16 protein-coding genes and 1 pseudogene are annotated in these 15,319 nt (G+C 62.0%); 10 read left to right on the top strand and 7 right to left on the bottom strand.

The window, feature by feature from the left end; genetic code table 11:
* Nucleotides 1-41: 41 nt before the first annotated feature.
* Together BLW17_RS16390 and BLW17_RS16385 are read right to left on the bottom strand one after the other, a co-directional pair.
* Complete coding sequence (locus BLW17_RS16390) at nucleotides 42-764, bottom strand: ImmA/IrrE family metallo-endopeptidase (protein WP_036731507.1); 723 nt, start codon at nucleotides 762-764, stop codon at nucleotides 42-44.
* 11 nt (nucleotides 765-775) lie between these two features.
* Nucleotides 776-1,102, bottom strand: coding sequence for a helix-turn-helix domain-containing protein (locus tag BLW17_RS16385; protein WP_036731509.1), 327 nt, complete (start codon nucleotides 1,100-1,102; stop codon nucleotides 776-778).
* Between the two features lie 110 nt (nucleotides 1,103-1,212).
* Between BLW17_RS16385 and BLW17_RS16380 the strand changes: the two genes are divergently transcribed.
* Together BLW17_RS16380 and BLW17_RS16375 are read left to right on the top strand one after the other, a co-directional pair.
* Nucleotides 1,213-3,468, top strand: a complete 2,256-nt coding sequence (locus BLW17_RS16380; protein WP_081969065.1) for an AAA family ATPase — start codon at nucleotides 1,213-1,215, stop codon at nucleotides 3,466-3,468.
* Complete coding sequence (locus tag BLW17_RS16375) at nucleotides 3,465-4,757, top strand: McrC family protein (RefSeq protein ID WP_036731511.1); 1,293 nt, start codon at nucleotides 3,465-3,467, stop codon at nucleotides 4,755-4,757. The genes BLW17_RS16380 and BLW17_RS16375 overlap by 4 nt, the downstream gene beginning before the upstream one ends.
* A 548-nt stretch (nucleotides 4,758-5,305) precedes the next feature.
* Here the strand turns inward: BLW17_RS16375 and BLW17_RS16370 are convergent.
* From BLW17_RS16370 to BLW17_RS16355, 4 genes are all read right to left on the bottom strand, one after another.
* A complete protein-coding gene (locus BLW17_RS16370) occupies nucleotides 5,306-5,983 on the bottom strand; it encodes an RNA ligase family protein (protein WP_074827048.1) in 678 nt (225 codons plus the stop codon).
* Nucleotides 5,980-6,387, bottom strand: a complete 408-nt coding sequence (locus BLW17_RS16365; RefSeq protein ID WP_211656946.1) for a hypothetical protein — start codon at nucleotides 6,385-6,387, stop codon at nucleotides 5,980-5,982. The genes BLW17_RS16370 and BLW17_RS16365 overlap by 4 nt, the downstream gene beginning before the upstream one ends.
* A gap of 134 nt (nucleotides 6,388-6,521) precedes the next feature.
* Nucleotides 6,522-7,886, bottom strand: a complete 1,365-nt coding sequence (locus tag BLW17_RS16360; RefSeq protein ID WP_197055250.1) for an AAA family ATPase — start codon at nucleotides 7,884-7,886, stop codon at nucleotides 6,522-6,524.
* A gap of 363 nt (nucleotides 7,887-8,249) precedes the next feature.
* Nucleotides 8,250-8,627, bottom strand: a complete 378-nt coding sequence (locus BLW17_RS16355) for a hypothetical protein (RefSeq protein WP_244507346.1) — start codon at nucleotides 8,625-8,627, stop codon at nucleotides 8,250-8,252.
* Nucleotides 8,628-8,953: 326 nt separating this feature from the next.
* On the opposite strand from BLW17_RS16355, the gene BLW17_RS16350 reads away from it, so the two are divergent.
* A complete protein-coding gene (locus BLW17_RS16350; protein ID WP_036731517.1) occupies nucleotides 8,954-10,225 on the top strand; it encodes a tyrosine-type recombinase/integrase in 1,272 nt (423 codons plus the stop codon).
* A 3-nt stretch (nucleotides 10,226-10,228) separates the two neighbouring features.
* Here BLW17_RS16350 and BLW17_RS16345 read toward each other — a convergent pair whose 3' ends face one another.
* Nucleotides 10,229-10,828: a hypothetical protein gene (locus tag BLW17_RS16345; RefSeq protein ID WP_036731519.1), complete on the bottom strand. Its 600-nt coding sequence runs from the start codon at nucleotides 10,826-10,828 to the stop codon at nucleotides 10,229-10,231.
* Nucleotides 10,829-11,442: 614 nt separating this feature from the next.
* On the opposite strand from BLW17_RS16345, the gene BLW17_RS16340 reads away from it, so the two are divergent.
* From BLW17_RS16340 to BLW17_RS16310, 7 genes and pseudogenes are all read left to right on the top strand, one after another.
* Nucleotides 11,443-11,703 carry a helix-turn-helix transcriptional regulator gene (locus BLW17_RS16340; protein WP_244507345.1) on the top strand — a complete coding sequence of 87 codons (261 nt, stop codon included), beginning with the start codon at nucleotides 11,443-11,445 and terminating at the stop codon, nucleotides 11,701-11,703.
* Nucleotides 11,700-11,939: a hypothetical protein gene (locus BLW17_RS16335; protein WP_036731521.1), complete on the top strand. Its 240-nt coding sequence runs from the start codon at nucleotides 11,700-11,702 to the stop codon at nucleotides 11,937-11,939. The genes BLW17_RS16340 and BLW17_RS16335 overlap by 4 nt, the downstream gene beginning before the upstream one ends.
* A complete protein-coding gene (locus tag BLW17_RS16330) occupies nucleotides 11,936-12,331 on the top strand; it encodes a VRR-NUC domain-containing protein (protein WP_036731523.1) in 396 nt (131 codons plus the stop codon). The genes BLW17_RS16335 and BLW17_RS16330 overlap by 4 nt, the downstream gene beginning before the upstream one ends.
* Nucleotides 12,328-13,341: a helix-turn-helix domain-containing protein gene (locus BLW17_RS16325; protein WP_036731525.1), complete on the top strand. Its 1,014-nt coding sequence runs from the start codon at nucleotides 12,328-12,330 to the stop codon at nucleotides 13,339-13,341. Before BLW17_RS16330 ends, BLW17_RS16325 begins: the two co-directional genes overlap by 4 nt.
* 5 nt (nucleotides 13,342-13,346) lie before the next feature.
* Nucleotides 13,347-13,808: pseudogene (locus tag BLW17_RS18745) on the top strand (DNA cytosine methyltransferase); the annotation flags it as partial.
* Nucleotides 13,809-13,857: 49 nt separating this feature from the next.
* Nucleotides 13,858-14,430 (top strand): hypothetical protein, encoded by a 573-nt coding sequence (locus BLW17_RS18740; RefSeq protein ID WP_036731529.1) that lies wholly within the window; start codon nucleotides 13,858-13,860, stop codon nucleotides 14,428-14,430.
* Nucleotides 14,427-15,134 carry a hypothetical protein gene (locus BLW17_RS16310; protein ID WP_036731531.1) on the top strand — a complete coding sequence of 236 codons (708 nt, stop codon included), beginning with the start codon at nucleotides 14,427-14,429 and terminating at the stop codon, nucleotides 15,132-15,134. The genes BLW17_RS18740 and BLW17_RS16310 overlap by 4 nt, the downstream gene beginning before the upstream one ends.
* Nucleotides 15,135-15,319: the final 185 nt, after the last annotated feature.

The following is a 15,319-nucleotide window of genomic DNA, read 5'->3' as shown; positions in this document are numbered from 1 at the left end:
CGCAGTCAATCGAAAAAATACGCGCCTCCGCGGATTCGCGATTAGGAGTCGAACAGCGACTTTTGCCCGAAGGTCGTCGTGATCAGGTTCAGCTTCAGCAGCCGGATACGCGCTGCCTCCTCGGAAACCTCGAACTGCTCCGTGACCAGCTGGATCAGCCGCGCTGCATGGGAGCTTGAAACATGGACGTCGCCATGCAGCTCGCGCGGACCGCAGAAATCGGAGACCAGGCGACGGACCGGCGTGGCTGGCATCAGCAGAGCGCCGCTGATGTAGCCGGCCTGCCATTCCATCCAGTCAGACTGCGGAGCGTTCAGGATGTTCTCGCGCGTGGAGATCGCCTTGTTGGCGTTCAGGCCATGCTCGAGCAGGTCGCCGGTGGCGAACTTCTGCGCCCAGAGCGGCCCGTGGAACTTCACATGCCCGAACTCATGGGCGAGCGTGGTGCGGAAGCGATTCTCGCGCCGTTCGTCAGCCGCGATTCGTTCCGAGATGGAGACCTTGGGCCCGCGGTCGGGGAAGAACTCAGTGACCCCTTCGACATCGGCGCCGTGGACCGAGAGGTCAGCGTAGCTGTCAAGCTCTGCGTCATGCATTTCGATCAGCACGGTCAGATCGTCGGTCGAAACCGGATACATGACCTTTCTTTTGCGCTTTATCAGAAGGTCGCAGATCAGACGTTCGCACTCATCGTCGAGGTCACGCGCCTGGTAGAAGGGGCGCTCGGCAAAGCGGCCCGTGTTGTCACGGATCATCTTCACCATGCAGAAGCCCCCTATTCGTTCAACGTCTTCCTGAAATTGGCGAAGGCCGCGACAATCTTCTCTTCGGTCTGCGCCGCCCTGCGCAGTTCGTCAGGGATCTTGCCGGCGAGGACAAACAGATACCCCTCATCCACCTCAAGCACCGTGGCAAACTGCCGGATCAGGTGGTCGGAGGTCGGGCTGCGTCGATCGTGCTCGATGTCGTTGAGGTACTGCGGGGATATCGACCCGCCGCCCTCTTCCTTCATCACGCGCGCTGCGAGTTCCTTCTGGCTGAGACCGAGTGCCTTGCGGGCCTTCGAAATCGCCTGCCCGAAGGTCACACCGTCAGTCGGCATCGCAGTACACAGTCCTCTCTCCCGTCGATCCGCTTGTTCGCGGATATGCGGAGTGTTACGCATTATCAACAAGGGTTTCAACAGAGACCGCCGACGTGGAGGCGCAGCACGTGTCGAAGTTTATCCCAAGCTACAACGCTGAGCCGATCTATCGGGCTGCTGACTTATGGGCAAGGCGCTGTCTACAGGCAGACGGCTCGGTCTTCGTCGAGGATCGAACCCTGTGGACGATCGAGCTTCTAGATGAGCTTGATCAACGATTTGTCAAAAATCTCTACGCAGGTGAAGGTAATTTTCTGTCCACGCTGAAGGAACAGCTCGAACCAGGCTCCCCGCACTGCAAGCAATTGATGGCAGAATGTTTATGGGTCTTGCGACTGTTTCCTTCAAACATCGGTGCCGCCAAAAAACGCGAAACCATACGCGAGGCTTGGGAATGGTCCGGCGACGTACTCGAAGATGGTCATCATCTTCTGGAAGACGCCGTCCTAGGGGGGGTGGGCTCCACCGGTACGGCATTCCTCACGCACCATTGGCGCGAGCTCGCGTTTTTGATCCAAGCCATGAGAGCCCTGAAACGCCGGGAGGCCGGCGACCGCGGCGCGATCCTGAAAGACCCCTGGGCTTTCTCAAGTTGGTTAAGTAGCCTTCCCGAGGCCGATAGGCGACAGGTAACTCATATCTTTCCACACCTACTGTTTCCCGACACTTTTGAGCGGATCAGTTCTGCAGGCGACAAGCGCCTGATCCTCGCCGGCTTCGGAGACACGCCGGAGAAGGAGATCAAGAAGTGGAGCACTGTCGAGATCGACCGCGCCTTGCTCGAGCTGCGCCGCCGACTTGAAGGAGAGCATGGCGAGGACATCGATTTCTACGAGGAAGAGTTCGAGGCCCAGTGGAAGAACCAGACGAAGAACTGGCTGCTCAGTTGGAACCCCTCCAAATGGACCTGGGACACACTCGCGGCCGACCGCGCCACGACGATCAGCGGGGAGAAGGCCGACAACCGATGGCGCTGCAGCTCGAGCAAGCCGCGTGAGGGTGACCGCGTCTTTTTGATCCGCACCGGCAGCCCTCCGAAAGGCGTCGTTGCAGTTGGAAAGGTCACGCGCGCGCCCTACGAAGCCGAGCACTGGGAACAGGCCCGCGCCGATGCCGGCGAGACGACGCGTTTCGTTGACGTGGCATTCGACTCCGTCCGCGATGCAACAACGGACGAAATCGTCCCTCTGGAACAGCTGCAAAACCGCGAGCCCGGCCAGGAATGGAACCCGCAGTCTTCCGGAATCGAGATCAAGGCAAAGGCTGCCCGGACCTTGGAGCGCCTATGGAAGGCGCTGTCACCACCCGTATCGGACCCTCCTACGCCGGGGGGCGACGCTGGATCTGAAGATCCGTTTTCAAAGAAACTCGCACCGCCCCTGAACCTCATTCTCTACGGCCCTCCGGGTACCGGCAAAACGTACCGCCTGAAGAAAGACTATCTGCCGCGCTACCAGGATGAGGCCGGTGATCGCTTCGAGTTTGTGACGTTTCATCAGAGCTACGCGTACGAGGACTTCGTCGAGGGCATTCGCCCGGTCACGGAGAACGGGGCCGTCACCTACGAGGTGCGGTCAGGAGTGTTGAAGCGGCTTTGCGATCGGGCCCGGCGCTCGCCGGACAAGCGGTTCGCCCTCTTCATCGACGAGATCAATCGCGGGAACGTCGCCAAGGTCTTCGGCGAGCTGATCACGCTGGTCGAAGTTGACAAGCGCATCCGCATCGATGCCTCGGGAAACCGCTTGGCGAGCTGCAAGGGCTTGGAAGTGACGCTCCCTTACTCCGGTGAGCGTTTTGGTGTGCCCGCGAACGTCGACGTAATCGGCACAATGAACACCGCGGACCGCTCTATCGCTCTGCTCGACACCGCCTTACGGCGCCGGTTCCGGTTCGAGGAACTCACGCCGAAGCCGGAACTGCTTGGATCGATCAATGACAGCGAGGGCGACGCGATCGACCTGCGTCAGCTCCTCCAGGTTATGAATGCCCGCCTGTCCCGCCTGCTGCATCGCGACCAGACCCTTGGCCACAGCTACTTCTACCACGTGAAGTCCTTCGACGAGCTGCGCCGTGTATTTGCGAGGGAGATACTGCCGTTTCTGCAAGAGGCGTTCTACGACGACTGGCGTCAGATCCGTTACGTCCTCGCCGACCAGGCCGTAGAGGAGGAGCTGCAATTGGTCCGGGCGCGGGCACAGAATGCCGCTGTGCTCTTTCCCAAGGCGGACCCGGCCGAAATCGGGGACGGTGAGGCGTTCGAGATCATTCGGGAAGACGACATCACCCCGGACGCAATCCGCAAGATCTACGAGCCACCGGAATGAGGTGCCTGACCTTCCGAGAGAGGGAGAGTGTCAGCATCGGTCCGGCCGGCGAGATCAGCGAGCTCGAGGCAGAAGGCATCGCGAAACTCGCCGGACGTCTGCCACCTGGGGTCCTCGCATGGGGCCTTCGGTCATTGCAGTTCGGGCCGTTCTGCGGAGTCCTGCAAACCGAGCAGCTGGCAATCGAGATACTTCCAAAGATCGACCATGGCAGCGATAGCAGCGAAGACATGCGGGGCCTTTTGGTGGCCATGCTTGCGCGCGCAGGTGAGCTTGGATCAAAGCGCGTCGGCGATGCAGGCCTTGGGCAACAGCACAGCCACCTCCTGGACGTCTTCATCGAAGATTTCTGCAGCCAGGTGAAATCTGCGCTCCGAGGCGGGGCCATTGCCCGGTACTCGGAGAGGACGGAGAACCTCAATGCCATCCGCGGACGGCTCGAGCTGACCGAGCACCTGCGCGCGAACGCCTTCGATCGTTCTCATCTGCTCTGTCGTTTCGACGAGCGCAGCATCGACAACGCCTACAATCAGACACTGAAGGGCGTCCTGCGAATCCTCCTCGGATTCGCGCTGAGCCCGAGGACCCGCGCGATGGTGGCTGCGTTCCTCCATCGCTTTGACGAGGTGACCGATCGCAGGGTCAGGGCTCGCGACGTCGGTGCCTTGCGGTTCGATCGCACCGTCCGACACTGGGAGCCGGTGTTTGCGCGGGCCCGCTGGCTGCTGACAGGCCTCTATCCGGATGTTCGCATCGGCGACGCAGCTGGTTCCGCTCTGCTGTTCAACATGGAGAAGCTCTTCGAGACGGTACTCGGACTGCGCATCCGGCATGCTTGCCAGGTGCAGGCCGGTGCACGCCTTACTGTCGGACTTCAGAGCCCTGTGAAGAACCTCGCGACGGCGGGCTTCCAGCTGCGCCCCGACATCACCGCTCAGAGCGGAGACGAGTGCGTCGCCATCTTCGATGCAAAATGGAAGCACCTCGATCTCGCCGAACCGAACTCGGGCGTCTCGAGCGGCGACGCATATCAGATGAACGCCTACGCCAGTCGCTACCGCTGCAAGCGACTCGCGCTCGTTTACCCGGCCTCAAGGGACTGCCCGCCAGGAAGGATCACCGAGTTCGTGCTCATGACCGAAGAGCGGCCGGTATTGGATGTTGTCGCGATCGATGTTCGAGAGCTCGCCTTTGGCAGCGGGATCCCGGTCGGCATCGATGCGATGATCCCGATCGAGCGGCACTGGAAGCAACGATCATCGCAGGCACCGGTTTACGAAGCGGTATGAAGGACTTCGGCCCCTCTTGCTTCCACAGTGCTTCCACGGGTGGCGGAAACGCAAACGCCGCCCCGGAGGGCGGCGTGTAAGCGTTTGATAACGCGTACAAAACTGGTTGCGGGGATAGGATTTGAACCTATGACCTTCAGGTTATGAGCCGAACCTATTGATTTTTTTGACTCTTTTGTTTTCAGAGACTTAGTGGACAGGCCTTTGGAATGGCGGATTCTTTTGCGAACTCTCGACGTTTCTCGCCGGATTTCGGCGGATCGACGTGCGCACAGGAAGGCATTCGCGGGTTGACCAGACGTTGACAAGCGATGCTCATCAAGTGTAATAGACCATCACCACGGTCGCATGCACCGATCATCACGCGATGGGCGGAAAGCTGTCTGACGGCACCGCGACATGCAGTCTCTGCGAAAACGGAAACGCGGACATTCATGAACGTGTGCGTGAAATGCTTGTCCCCGGTAGATTCTCTCTTCTTTCGGGGTGCGCTGGCAGAGTTCGTGCAGCTATCTTCATTTCTTGGCCGGATACGACACCGCCGATGGCTATGCCAAGCGGTTCCATGATAGAGGGCGAGAGCTCCAATGTTCCTGAATAGCTTGTGAAAAGTCAGGCCTGACGAGCTTGGCGCGAGCAACACTTAGCTCATCGCTTTCACTTCTGATGACTAGCCCTTCTATTGTGCCATTTCTGAACTCACTCTGCGCATTGAGTAATAGGTTAGTTAACTGACCCAACGTGAACCGCCCTCTAGCAATTTCGGGCACTGTGCTGATACCAGCGGCCCGTGCCATCGCATTCCTTTGCACTGTGCTTAAGAATCTTTCTTTACCGCGGCAATAGACGTCGAATAACACAAACCAGTCCGGCAAGTGATCATAAAGCAGCGAGTGCTTCGCCGCGCACCATTCACCGAACAATATTGTCTCCGGGGAGAGAACGCTGCCTAAGCCTTCCGCGTGCTCACCAAGCCACGACGTAAGTCGGGTAAACTGTCCTCGATAGGGTGGGGAAAGATAGGAACCCCGATTCTGCAGTAAAATCTCGTTGTCCTGTGCATACGAAATCCCAAGGTTTGCCCCATCGATCTTCTCCTCGACAATTACTTCGTTCGCCAGAAACTCCCGCATTTCATATTGTGAAAGAACCTTGTCCCCTCGAGGACCTCCCGAACCAAGCCAAGCTAAGTGGGGTGTATGTGGAAAGCGAAAGAAGTTGCTCATTTAGGCAATTTTGGTTGGCCGTTATCTGGAAACTTGGAAACATAAAACTGACAAGCATCATCCGGGCACAAGAAATCGACCGCGATACCGTGATTTCCGAGCGTTTCCCACCAATCCAGCCATTTGCAGTCTGCGGCCTGCAAAATAGGTGGTTTCTGTGGATGCGCGTTGGAAACGGCTGCAAACTTTCGGTCGGGAGGGTCAAAGAGATCTTCGAGCTCTGCGTCCGGAAACTCTGAAAATCTGTTTTCTTCAACCTCAGTAATTGTTACTTGTTCGACATGAGCGGGGTTCCGTTGGTTTTGAAGCAGCCATTTCAGGAACACATCACCCACCCCTTTCGGTTGGTTCGGATGCGTCTTGTTCTGATATTCACGAAGTATATGAAAGCAGTCGTCAATCACGGTTATGCCCTGTTCCTTCTGGAATACGAGGCGCTCAATGCATTTTTCAATGCAAGCGTCCGAGACATCTCCGTGGCTTCCGTTAGCGACCAAGAGGACATTGGTATCGACAATTGCACGAACCATTATTCTACCTATCTCAATTTTCCGGCAGATCGTCTCCTAATTGCCGCTAGTGTCCGCGCAGTTATGTCCTCCATTTCATCTCCGAAAAAGTTTTCTGGCCAGTTCATGATTTCTCCGTTCTCATCGAGCTCAAGCTCCTCGAGTTGAGCCATCCCTTTTCTGCCATTGACAAAATAGACCGCTATATCATCATTCTTAATCACTCCCTCAGCAACCCGTCTTTGCAAACGGTTGAGAAGATGCTCCGAATGCGTTTCGATGATGAGTTGTGTCTCGCGTGGCTTACCATCCTCGTAAGATTGAATTGCACTGATAAACGCATCAGCCAATACGGATTGTGCTTTGGGATGAAGATGTATTTCCGGCTGCTCCATCCACACGGTGGAACCCACTGGACAATAGAAGGCTTGCACCAACGCTGGAAGGACCTGCGAAACACCGAAGCCTACATCAGTGAGCTTGACTTCGGGCGACTTTGCCTGCGCCTTCACCAGAACCTCATACTCTTTGCGGCCTTCAGCGACGGCCTTCACGCGAAACTTGGCGATGATGCCGAGGTCAACCAGCCAAGATGCAATGAACTCGTCGAAACGCTGCTTGCTGCGCCCGCGGCCGCGATTGAGCCTGCGGCCCTCAGCCGAAGCCGAAAGGAGCGCCGCAATAGCACTTTCACCCTCCTGGCCCACATCGGGGGGACTATCGCCTGACCACTGATACACTCGCCGAGGTGGGCTTCTCAAAGGGCCGAGATAATATAAATCATCCAAGAGGCGTTCGGTCTCTAGCGCAAACTCAGTCAGGAAATCAGCATTCTGATATCGGAGAAGCGTTCGATCTGCGAAACGATAGAATTTCTCAGGTGGCTCTGCTGGCCATTTTCGACCTTGAGCATGGATAAGCCGCAGCGGCGTGGCATCAAGATACCCACCGCTGCCTTTGCGACCATGCTTGATCTCGAGGATCTTTTCTTCCCCATCGAAGAGTGAGTATTGGATCTCATCCGTGATTGGCTGCCCCGCCTTGTCTGCCCGCAGAGTCGAATGGAGGGACAGCTGGTCACCTGAGTATCCTTCTGAAGAGGACAGGGAGTTATCGATGTCCAATCGACGAGGAAGCCGCCACTTCAAGGTGAACTCAAGCGACGACTCCAGATCGTGACCATGCAGGCAGTCTGTAAAAGTCCCTAGATCGATCAAGGAGTTCTCGTCACCGAGATGAAGCGCGCGTTTTCGGTCGGAAATCTGCACCGTTTGCTTCAAGGCGAGAAGGAGATGGCCGAGGCTCGATTTGCCGGAGCTGTTGCCGCCGAACACGACGGTGAGAGGCGCGAGTCGGATCGGACCCGTATCCTGCCACGCCTTGAAGTTTTTCACCTGTAGTTCAACTAGCATCGCATCTCTTCCTGCTGCTTTGTTGTACTAACGCGGTTTGAACTGCTCACGTCAATCGGGTTCGATGCTCGCGTTTGCCCAAGATACCTCCAGACCTCGAAGCGGTCGGATGCCTAACACGTTTTGTTGCGCCACGCCGACGGCGGATGGCCCAGCTTCTCCCGCAGGATCGAAATCGCCAAGCGCGATCCCACGGCGGCTGACGTGCGCGACCGGGTGGGCGCATCGCTCCTAAGTTGATGCAGCCTTCGCTGCGTTGCGCCTGACCGGCGGCTTCGGAGAGTGCGGCATTGCCGGAAGATTTGCCGCCGAGTGGCCGTTTCGGGCCGAAAGCCCCGCCCCTACCTACCTCTTCGGCGCAACATCCTTCATCCTCTTCTGCAGCAGCAGTGCCACCTGTTCTGCGGTGAACTTGAAGCCCTGGCCATCGGGGATTCGCTCGGCTGACACCGGGTATTTTGGGCGGCGGGGGTCGATGCCGGTGACGCGGAACTGCTCGCGCCCTGTGCTGAACTGGCGGCCGTAATCGGCGGGGGAAAGCCCAAGTGCCTCAGCCAGCGCCTCGAACCGCAACCGCCCAAGGTCGAGGGCTGAGCCGTCCGGCAGGGGGATCGACACGCGAAAGGTGGCATCAAACCCCCAGCGCAGGTCAACGGCAGTGATGTTCCGCGGCTCGACCACCAGGCCATGACGGGCGGCGACAGCCTCACAGGCCTTCAGCATCTCGGCTTGCAGGCGCTGACACAGCACTGGCGTCAGGTTTCTCGGGGGCTTGGCGCTGGGCATGGCAGTTTCGCGATTGGGAGCGTGCCGACAGGATTACCCCATGGGCGGACCCCGATCAAACGATGGGTACAGATGGTGGCGTGCCTCCGTCTGCTCCCTGTCCCGCGCGCTGGGCCAGTTCGCCCAACCCCTTGTTCTTCCTGTCCGGAATTGCCACCGGCGCGCAATTCCACCTTCCGCCTGTATTCCGGTCCCTGCCTCGTGGTCCGACTTGATAGTGGCGCGGGTCTACGCCTGTGTCACAGGACTTGGAGGCGGGATGGATGGTCAAGAGACTGAAACTGAATGAGAAAACCCTGCGCGAGGCGGAACCCAAGCCCGGCGTCAGCTATCAGATATTCGACACGGAGGTGATCGGCTTCGCCGCCCGTGTGCAGGCCTCGGGCGCGCGGACCTTCACCATCGACTACCGGCACGCCGGGCGGCAGCGGCGGATGACCATCGGGCGCTGGCCGGAGTGGAGCGTCACGGCCGCGCGCGAACGGGCCAAGGAACTGCGCCGCGCCATCGACGAGGGACAGGATCCTCTGGCGGCGCGGGATGAATGGCGCGGGGCCCCGCGGATCACGGACATGATCGACCGCTACATCGCGGAGCATCTGCCGAAACTGGCCAAGACGAATGCGGGCGACCAGGTCTCGATGCTGAAGAAGATGGTCGAACCGGCCTGGGGCAACCGGCTGGTGACGGAGATCACCAAGACCGACGTCGCGAAGTTCCTCGATTTCGTGGCCGAGGGCCGCCCCCGCCCCTGCAAGGCGAAACCCAATAACAGGGCCCGCAAACTGCAGGGCCACAAGCCCACCCCGATCCGCGCCAACCGCATGGGTGAGGTGCTGCGCAAGATGTTCACGCTGGCCATGGAATGGGAATGGCGGACGGACAACCCCGCGCAGGGGTTCCATCGTCGCATCGAACATGCCCGCGAGCGCTTCCTGTCGCCCGAAGAGCTGACTCGACTGGCGACCGTGCTGGATGGCGCCGAGGATCAGCGCGCCGCGGCGATCATCCGCATGTGCATGTTGACCGGCGCGCGGGTGGGCGAGGTTCGCACCGCGCGGTTCGAACAGTTCAACCTCGACTATGCCATCTGGTCGAAACCCGCCTCGACCACGAAGCAGCGCAAGATCCATCGCGTCCCGATTTCACAGGACGTCGCGGCCATCGTGCGGCTGCGCCAGCAGGCGGTGCCACGCGGGAATCCGTGGCTCTTCCCCGGCGACACCGTGGGCCAACCGGTGCGCGAAATCCGCCGCTTCTGGGCCAAGGTGCAGAAGGACGCCGGGCTGGCCGACGTCCGCATCCACGACCTGCGCCACACCTTTGCCTCGCTTCTGGTCAGTGGCGGCGCATCGCTGGAAATGATCGGCAAGCTTCTGGGCCACAGCCAGATGCAGACCACCCAGCGCTATGCGCACCTGATGGATTCTCCCCTCCGGGCGGGCGTCGACACGGTGGCCAGCCTCCTGCGCCCGCGGCCGCGCCTCGTGCATGACGCGGCACAGGACGGGGCCGACCTTCCGAAATCGGCCTGACCGTCACGCGGCATCCTCGCCGCGCAGCCTGCGCCAGAGCGAGGACAGCCGCTTGCGGATGGTGCTTTCATCCGGCACCTCGCCCGACTTCGAGTTCTGGACGAACCAGTCCTGCACCAGCGTGACCAGCGCGGTCTGGGTGTCGGGCACGCCCTTTTCGAACAGGAACCACGTCAGCCACGCGTACATCGCGTCCCAATCGTAGCGCGGGCTGGCCCCTATGGTGGAAGCCGGGCGCCGCAGCAGATCGCGTTCCTCCTCGAAGGCTTGCAGCGTTCCGGAATCCAGCAGTAAGTCCGAGGACCGGACCAGTACACCCTCTGCCGGATCGGTGATCTTGAGCCAGGTCTTGCTGCCCAGCGGCATGACTCGCCTGAGCCGCGCCTGCTCGCTCGGGCCCATCCGCCGGAACATCCCCATCAGTTCCGCCATCGGCACCTGGACCATACCGGCCACCGTCTCGTCACCGCAGAGGACGGGAGGAATGCCCGCCACGACATGCAGATGCCCCGCCGCCGCCCAGCCCGCCACATCGGCCGGGTGACAGCCCCAGCGCACGGCGATTTCGTAGATCGAGAAGAAGGCAACGGGCGGAAGCGGCATGAAACAATCTCCTTTCAGACATGCGGCATCGATCGGCCAGGGCCGTCAGCACGCGGGTTGCAAATGACCCTGCGCGCGAGAGGCGCGCGGGCACACGGGGTGGAGAGCACGTCGTCGAGGAAAACCGCCTGCAGGCCAGAGCCGCACCGTCACCGGCGCAGACATCCGACTGTGTTCGTCTTTTCGATTCTTATGGACTGCTCAACCATTAATCTATGCATCCAGAAGGCGAGCACGCAACCACAAACCTGTGATGCACCACCCGAACAAAGAAAGAACCTGTGGATATCGTCGAGCGCCTGCGGAACCTGACCGGAACGCCCCATTCCGGCAATTCCGCTCCCCTCAGCAGCGACGAAACCGCCTGAACACCGGCCAATCGGCCCTCCCCGGAGAGAGCGGTAACGCTGGCGCATGAATCGCCGCTCGGAACCGGCACGGACCCTGGTCGCGGAGACGCGTTCCTGCGGTGATCCAATCTGCCATCACGGCAAAAAACCTCAATGAAACAAGAGGTGGAATAGGGCGGCGGCCCTCAATTCCACCTTCCGCCTGTCTTCCGGTCCTCGCGCTCTGCTTCGCTGAACCGACCCCGCCATAGGGGTGCCGCGCGAATGGAGCAGCCGATGAAGGACATTCAGACCGATCTTGACGAGGACATCCCCGACCTGCTGGCCGACTGGATCAGCCGAGAGCAGCTGGCCCGGGCGCTGGGCCTGACGGCAGACACGCTGTCTCGATGGGAAGCCCGCCGCCAGGGGCCGCCCTGCACACGCATAGGTCGAAAGACCTTCTATCGCCGCGCAGCCATTCAGGAGTGGATCCGCGCGCAGGAACAGGCCCATCCGGTGCGCAAGACGCGGGGGCGGTCATGACCATGCAGCCCCGCAGTTCCACCTGGCCCGCCGACCGCGTGGCCGAGGCCCGCGCCGTCATCGCTGACGTCGCGCATCACAGCGATCTCCTGATCCGGCTCGCCTGCAACGTGCTTGCCCAGCATGGCGAGACCCCGGGCGAGCGAGCTGATGCCCAGCGCCTGCTGGTCGTCGTCGATGCGCGACGGCCGGTGCGGCGCGCCCAGCGCGAAGACCAGGGGAGGGCCGCGCGATGATGCGCCTTGGCACCCCCGAGGCCGATCTGCAGCGCGCCGTCGTGCAGGCGCTTCGCATCGCCCTGCCCCGCTCGGCCATCATCCATCATTGCGCCAACGAAGTCACCGAGGCCGGGCCCCGCGGGGCCAAGCGCCAGGCGATCCTTGTCGGCATGGGCGTCCATGCCGGGTTCGCCGATCTGATGGTGATCTGGGACGGCCGCGTCCTGTTCCTCGAGTTGAAGGCGCCGAAGGGGCGCCTGCGGCCGGAACAGGAGGCATTCCGTGATGCCGTTCTGGCGCAGGGGTTCAGCTGGGCGCTGGTCCGCAGCCTCGACGATGCGCTGGGCGCACTGGCCGATCACGGCTTCACCACGCGCATCGCCCCTGCCCTGCGGAGGACAGCGCCATGAGCCACGAGGCCACCAACTGGGCCATCAAGCAGCGCGGGCTGAAGCCGACGACCAAGATCGTGCTCTGGCATCTGTGCGACCGGTTCAACCCGGATTACGGCTGCTTTCCTTCGCAGGACCGGCTGGCGCATGACTGCGAGATCAGCCGGTCCACACTGAACGATCACCTTGGCCAGCTCGAGGCGGTGGGCTTGCTGCGGCGGGTGCCGCGGCTCGACCCCGTGACCAAGCGCCAGCTGCCCACCCGCTACATCCTGGGGTTCGAGCCGGGGTTCACACCCGTGGCTGTGGTGCCGTGTCCGGAAATCGGACACGGCAACGACAGCGGCGCGGAAATCGCTGACATGGCCGAGGGTTCGCCCCTGGATGGCGCTGCCGACGCCCTGCCGTGTCCGGATTTCGGACACGGGGATAGCGCGAGGCCCGTGTCCGATTTTCCGGCCGAGCCGTGTCCGGAAAATCCCGAAAGCCGTGTCCGGATTTCGGACACTAACCCTGTAAGGGAACCTTTAAGAGAACCAGTAAAGGAGGAGGAGGGCGCGCAGGCGCGCGAGGCGATTTCCGATGAGGTTTTCGGGGATCTGCTCGCAGCACTCGGCCTCGACCCCGCGGCACTGCCCGGCTGGTGGCAAGGCTGGCCGCCCCGGCTGCACGTCCAGCGCTGGCGCGACGAACTTTGCCTGACCGAGGCGGAGATCATCGCTGCGGCCGAGGCCAGCCGCCAGGAACATCCGGAACCGCCTGATGGGCCGAAGGCGCTGGACCGGGCGATGCAGCGTGCCGCCCAGCGCAAGGTCGAAGATACCGGGCGGAAGCGCCGGAAGGCGAAGGAGGCTCCCGCCCCTGCCCCGGCTGCGAAGCCAATCACCGACTTGCCAGCCTTCTACGCCGATCTGGTCAACTCTGACCGCTACCTGCCGGTCAGCGCGATCAGCAACACGATGCGCGACGCCATGCTGGCCCGGGGGCTGGTCACGGCCGAACGCCTGCGCGAGCGCGGGGTGCGGTGAATGGCATGGTGTCACGTCCCCGGCACGGATTGTCCCTCTGCGCAGGCGGCGGAGGCCTTGATCTGGGCCTCATGCTCGCCGAGCCCGGCTATCACACCCGCGCCTTCGTCGAATGGGAGGACTGGCCAAGGGCGGTCCTCATCGCCGCCCAGCGCGCGGGGTATTTCGTCCCGGCCCCAATCTGGACCGACCTGCGCAGCTTCGATGCCCGGCCATTCCGCGGCGCCTTCGATGCCGTTCTTGCCGGATACCCCTGCCAGCCCTTCAGCGCTGCTGGAAAGCGCGGTGGCGCCGAAGATCCTCGGCACCTCTGGCCCGACGTTGCGCGGGTCATCGGCGAATGCCGTCCCGAATGGATCTTCCTCGAAAACGTCGCCGGGCACGTCACCCTCGGCCTTGAAACCGTCCTGCGAGAGCTTTGGGGATTGGGCTACAGGCCTGCGGCGGGCCTGTTCTCGGCGGCAGAGGTCGGCGCGCCGCATGAACGGCTGCGGATCTTCATCCTGGCCCACACCGATGAGCCTGCATCCCGGCACCGGCCGCTACAACCCGGCCGGGAACAGCGACTTCACCCGGAAGGCGGAAGCGCTGGCGCTGGGCATTGCGAAGGCCCTGCCGAACCACTGGCCGACCCCGGCGGCACAGAACTGGAAGGGCAGTTCGGAAGCCAGCATCACGCGCACCGACGGCAAGTCCCGGATGGACCTGCTGCACTACCGGGCGGAGCAGGGCTTCACCCGCCCAGCCCCGGCGATCTGGCCGGATGGGCCGCGGTCCTCGCCACACGCCCCGATCTCGCGCCCGCTCTGGGCTTCGATGACTGCCTCGCATGGGCGCGTCGTCTCGCGGCGGATCCTGAAGGGCCGGGCACGGCGGCGGCTGAACCCGCTCTTCGTCGGATGGCTGATGGGTTGGCCCATCGGGCACGCGCTCTGCGCCTGCTCGGCAACGGAGTTCATCCTCTGGCAGCGGCACATGCGTGGCGCACTCTCGCGGCTGCCCATGGCCTCGGGCCCGTGGATCTGGCGGCCGACGGACCAGGCCCAGCGCCCGGCGCAGATGGATTTCCTTGAAGGATTGAACCCATGAGTTTCCACGGCCGCGTCAGCGGCACCAGGATCAAGCGCGCGCTGGGCGTGCAAGCCGCGCTGGAATGGGCGTTCCGGATCGAACAGGCGCAGCTGGAACTGCCGCTGCCCCCAGACGTCACCGAGGAAGGCTTCGGCTTCGGGTTGGAATACGTCCTGCTGCAGCGCGCCGTGCTGGGCTGCAAGATCGACGGCGGTCAGCACAAGATCGGCGGCTACACCCACGAGGACGCTGAGGTCATCGCCGCCACTGTCGCCGGGATCCCCGACAGCCTCGGCGGCAAGCGCATGGCGATCCGCGTCGCCGAACTGGCCCGCGCCGGGCTGACACCGGACTGGATGCCGGGCGCCGTCCCGCGCTGCGTGCCGACCATCGTCAAGCAGAACCAGCACGGCACGCATGCAGGGGCCATCGTCGTCGGCACCGAACGCATCCGGGTGCGTGGCGCGGGCGCCCGTGCCACATGGAAGACCGTCGACATCCTGGCCTGCCCGGTCACCTTTTCTCCCCATCCGCAACAGATCGAGGCCGCCCGGCGCGGCTATGACGACTGGTGCCAGGCGCTGGGTTGGGTTCGCGAGGGGCTAATCGAAGGCGGGATGCTGCGGGAGGTCGAGGTGACGGCAGCGATGCCGAAGGCGCGGCCGTGGGGCGCCGAGGTGCCACCGGCAAAGGCATTGATTGCTGTTGCCAAATCCCGTTGAGACTGTCGTCGAGGCAGACATCAAGCGGCCTCTCGGTGCGCCAAGCCCGTAACAGTTGTGTGCGGCCCAGCAGCACGACGAGTACTCCCGATGCCACCGGTCCTGTCCAAGTCAGCTTCCGTTAACCCAGAGCAACTAACGTATGGTAAGAGGCGAGGATGGTCGAACGACGCCAGATGCAGGAT

The organism is Paracoccus sanguinis, assembly GCF_900106665.1.
Classification (GTDB): Bacteria; Pseudomonadota; Alphaproteobacteria; order Rhodobacterales; family Rhodobacteraceae; genus Paracoccus; species Paracoccus panacisoli.
The sequence above is the reverse complement of the archived record's forward strand: the minus strand, read 5'-3'. Positions and strand labels throughout refer to the sequence as shown.